Origin of the sequence: Streptomyces sp. YS-3, assembly GCF_045257485.1 — a bacterium.
Lineage (GTDB): Bacteria > Actinomycetota > Actinomycetes > Streptomycetales > Streptomycetaceae > Streptomyces.
Map to the genome: position 1 here is coordinate 1 of NZ_JBJHPC010000709.1, position 3,276 is coordinate 3,276.

A 3,276-nucleotide genomic window follows, 5' to 3' on the forward strand; every position below is an offset into this window, starting at 1 on the left:
GTTCTCCCCCGCCGCCGCGCTCACCAGATGCTGCACCGTGTCCAGGTCCACCTCCGCCCCCGGCGGCACCGTCAAAGACTCGTGCACCAGGCCCCGCACCTCCGCGTCGCCCCCGTCCAGTGCCAGCACCCGCGCCCCGGCCCGCCGGGCGTCGTGGACCCGCTCCAGGAGGCCGCCGTCCGGCCGTTCCGGGGCCACCAGGAGGAGCGTCTCGCCCCGCCCGGCGGCCTCCAGGCGCCCCAGCCCGACGGACAGGTGCGGCCCCCGGCCCGGCTCGACCCGGTGGCGTACCAGCGTGGGGGTGAGCTCGGGGACCCCCGACCACGCGGCCTCGTCGGTCAGGTGCGCCGCCAGGTGCCACGGCTCGTACGCCTCGGTGCCGACGAGCAGCAGCCCGCCGCCGTTCGGCACCACCGACCCCCGCAGCACCCCCGCGAACCGGCGGGTCCCGCGCAGCCACTCCGTCCCCGCGAGGACTTCCCGCAACAGTGCGACGCGTACGGCATCCATGCCCCGGCATCCTGCCGCACCGCACGCCCCGGCGGGCGGCATCCGTCACTCCTCACCCGGGCGGGCGATGGCCCGGGGCACGCGACGTAAGGTCGGGCCATGACTTCCACTGAGAGCGCCGAGAACACCCCGAAGCCCGCCGCCAAGGACCCCTGGGACCTGCCCGACGTCTCCGGCCTGGTCGTCGGCGTCCTCGGTGGCACCGGCGACCAGGGCCGGGGGCTCGCCTACCGGCTGGCCCGGGCGGGCCAGAAGGTGATCATCGGCTCGCGGGCCGCCGAGCGGGCGCGGTCCGCCGCCGACGAGCTCGGTCTCGGTGTCGAGGGCGCGGACAACGCCGAGTGCGCGCGCCGCAGCGACATCGTGATCGTCGCCGTGCCGTGGGACGGGCACGCCAAGACCCTGGAGGCGCTGCGCGAGGAGCTGGCCGGCAAGCTCGTCGTCGACTGCGTCAACCCGCTCGGCTTCGACAAGAAGGGCGCGTACGCCCTGAAGCCGGAGGAGGGCAGCGCCGCCGAGCAGGCCGCCGCGCTGCTGCCGGACTCGCGGGTCACCGCCGCCTTCCACCACCTGTCGGCCGTGCTGCTCCAGGACACCTCGGTCGAGGAGATCGACACCGATGTGATGGTGCTCGGCGAGAGCCGTGCCGACACCGACCTGGTGCAGGCGCTGGCCGCCCGTATCCCGGGGATGCGGGGCGTCTTCGCGGGGCGGCTGCGGGGCGCCCACCAGGTGGAGTCGCTTGTGGCCAACCTGATCTCCGTCAACCGCCGCTACAAGGCGCACGCCGGGCTGCGGGTGACCGACGTGTAGGCCCGGCCGGGGCATGGGGGACACTGGACGGGCATCAGCGCCGTACCCGGACAGGAGCCGACCCCATGCCCCGCCTCGCTCTGTACGCCCTCGTCGTCTGCGTCCTCGCGGTCGCCGCCGCCGTGGTCTCCTTCGTCCAGGGCAACTGGACCGGTGTCGTCTGGATCCTGCTGGCCGGGCTCTCCTCGAACATGGCCTGGTACTACCTGCGCAAGGCGAAGGCCGACGCGCGGCGCTCGGCGGCCGTCAGCGGATGAGCGAGGGGACCTGCGGCGTGCCCTGCCAGAAGCGGTAGAGGCGCTGGCCCCAGTAGGTGTCGAACTCGCTGACGCCGAGCCCGCGCAGCACCGCGTGGATGGCGTCGAAGAACACGTTGTTGACCGACGGCACCCACAGGAACGCGAAGACCGCGAGCAGCCCGAAGGGCGCGAACGGCTCGATCTGGCGGCGCACCCCGTGCGACAGCCACGGCTCGATCACCCCGTACCCGTCCAGGCCGGGGACGGGCAGGAAGTTCAGGATCGCCGCCGTCACCTGGAGCAGCGCCAGGAACGCCAGCGCGTAGCGGAACTCGGCGGGCACGCCGTCCAGCGCGTGCAGCCAGAACGGCGCCGTGCAGACGACGGCGAAGAGCACATTGGTGAGCGGGCCCGCCGCCGCGATCAGGCTGTGCTTCCAGCGGCCCCGGATCCGGCCGTGCTCGATGAAGACGGCGCCGCCCGGCAGACCGATGCCGCCCATGATCACGAAGATGACCGGCAGCACGATCGACAGCATCGCGTGCGTGTACTTCAGCGGGTTGAGCGTCAGATAGCCCTTGGCGCCCACCGTGATGTCCCCGCCGTGCAGGGCGGTGCGGGCGTGCGCGTACTCGTGCAGGCACAGGGAGACGACCCAGGCGCCCGTCACGAAGAGGAAGACGGCGAAGCCCGGCGCGGTCGAGAAGCCCGTCCACACCGCCCATCCGGCGACCGCCGTGACGGCGGCGATCCCCAGGAAGACCGGGCTGATGCGCCGGTCGCCGCGGCGCGAGGTGGCGGTGGCCATGGGTGGGGCTCCCGGGGTGGAGTGCGGTCGGACGGCCCCGACCGTACAGGTGATACCCCGGGAACGTCCGGCCATCCCGCAGGAGTTCCGCCCCTGGTCACCGTCGGTCGGCCGGGAGTTGGCCGGCATGGGCACGGACGAGGCGTACGTCACGGACAATGGGTCGGTGCGCTACCGGATCATCGGCACCACCCAGCTGCTCAACCCCGAAGGCACGGCGGTCGCCGTCGGCGGGGCGCGTCTGCGCGCCCTGCTGACCGTGCTCGCCCTGCGCCCCGGCCGTACGGTCCCGGTCGGCCACCTCGTCGACGAGGTGTGGAACGGGGAGCCGCCCGCCGACGCGGCCGGCGCGCTCCAGGCGCTGGTGGGCCGGCTGCGCAGGGCGGCCGGGCCCGGCGCGGTCGCCTCGGTGGAGGGCGGCGGCTACCGGCTCGACGCCGAGCCGGACGACATCGACCTGTACCGGTTCGAGCGGCTCGCCGCGGAGGGTGCCCGCGCCCTGGAGCAGGGCGACCCGGCGAAGGCCCTGTCCCGGCTGGAGGACGCGCTGGCCCTGTGGACCGGCCCGGTCCTCGCCGACCTGCCCGACCGGACCGCCGAGGCCGCCCGCTGGGAGGCCCGCCGGCTGGACGCCCGGCGCGCCCGCCTCGCCGCGGCCCTCGCCCTGGGCCGGGCCGAGGAGGTGCTGCCCGAGCTGGCCGCGCTCTGCGCCGCCCACCCCCTCGACGAGCCGCTGCACACCCTGCGCATCCGCGCCCTGCGCGCGGCGGGCCGCACGGCCGAGGCGCTAGCCGCGTACGAGGAGGTCCGCCGCACCCTCGCCGACCGCCTCGGCGCCGACCCCGGCCCCGAACTGCGGGCGCTGCACGGCGCGTTGCTGCACACCACCCCGGACGTGGCCCCGGC

5 protein-coding genes are annotated in these 3,276 nt (G+C 75.0%); 3 read left to right on the forward strand and 2 right to left on the reverse strand.

Going from position 1 to position 3,276, the window contains the following annotated elements:
- Nucleotides 1-510 (reverse strand): hypothetical protein (locus ACJA3G_RS33640; protein ID WP_406556823.1); only part of this gene is annotated, 510 nt, incomplete at its 3' end.
- A 99-nt stretch (nt 511-609) separates the two neighbouring features.
- Here ACJA3G_RS33640 and npdG point away from each other — a divergent pair.
- Nucleotides 610-1,323: an NADPH-dependent F420 reductase gene (gene npdG / locus ACJA3G_RS33645; RefSeq protein ID WP_406556824.1), complete on the forward strand. Its 714-nt coding sequence runs from the start codon at nt 610-612 to the stop codon at nt 1,321-1,323.
- 65 nt (nt 1,324-1,388) lie between these two features.
- On the forward strand, nt 1,389-1,580 hold the full coding sequence (locus tag ACJA3G_RS33650) for a hypothetical protein (protein ID WP_406556825.1): 192 nt from the start codon (nt 1,389-1,391) through the stop codon (nt 1,578-1,580).
- On the opposite strand, the gene ACJA3G_RS33655 is transcribed toward ACJA3G_RS33650, so the two are convergent.
- Entirely contained in the window at nt 1,570-2,370 is an 801-nt protein-coding gene (locus ACJA3G_RS33655; protein WP_406556826.1) for a site-2 protease family protein, read from the reverse strand. The two genes, ACJA3G_RS33650 and ACJA3G_RS33655, sit on opposite strands and share 11 nt — an antisense overlap.
- A 127-nt stretch (nt 2,371-2,497) precedes the next feature.
- Between ACJA3G_RS33655 and ACJA3G_RS33660 the strand changes: the two genes are divergently transcribed.
- The coding region (locus ACJA3G_RS33660) for a BTAD domain-containing putative transcriptional regulator (RefSeq protein WP_406556827.1) at nt 2,498-3,276 on the forward strand (779 nt) is incomplete at its 3' end.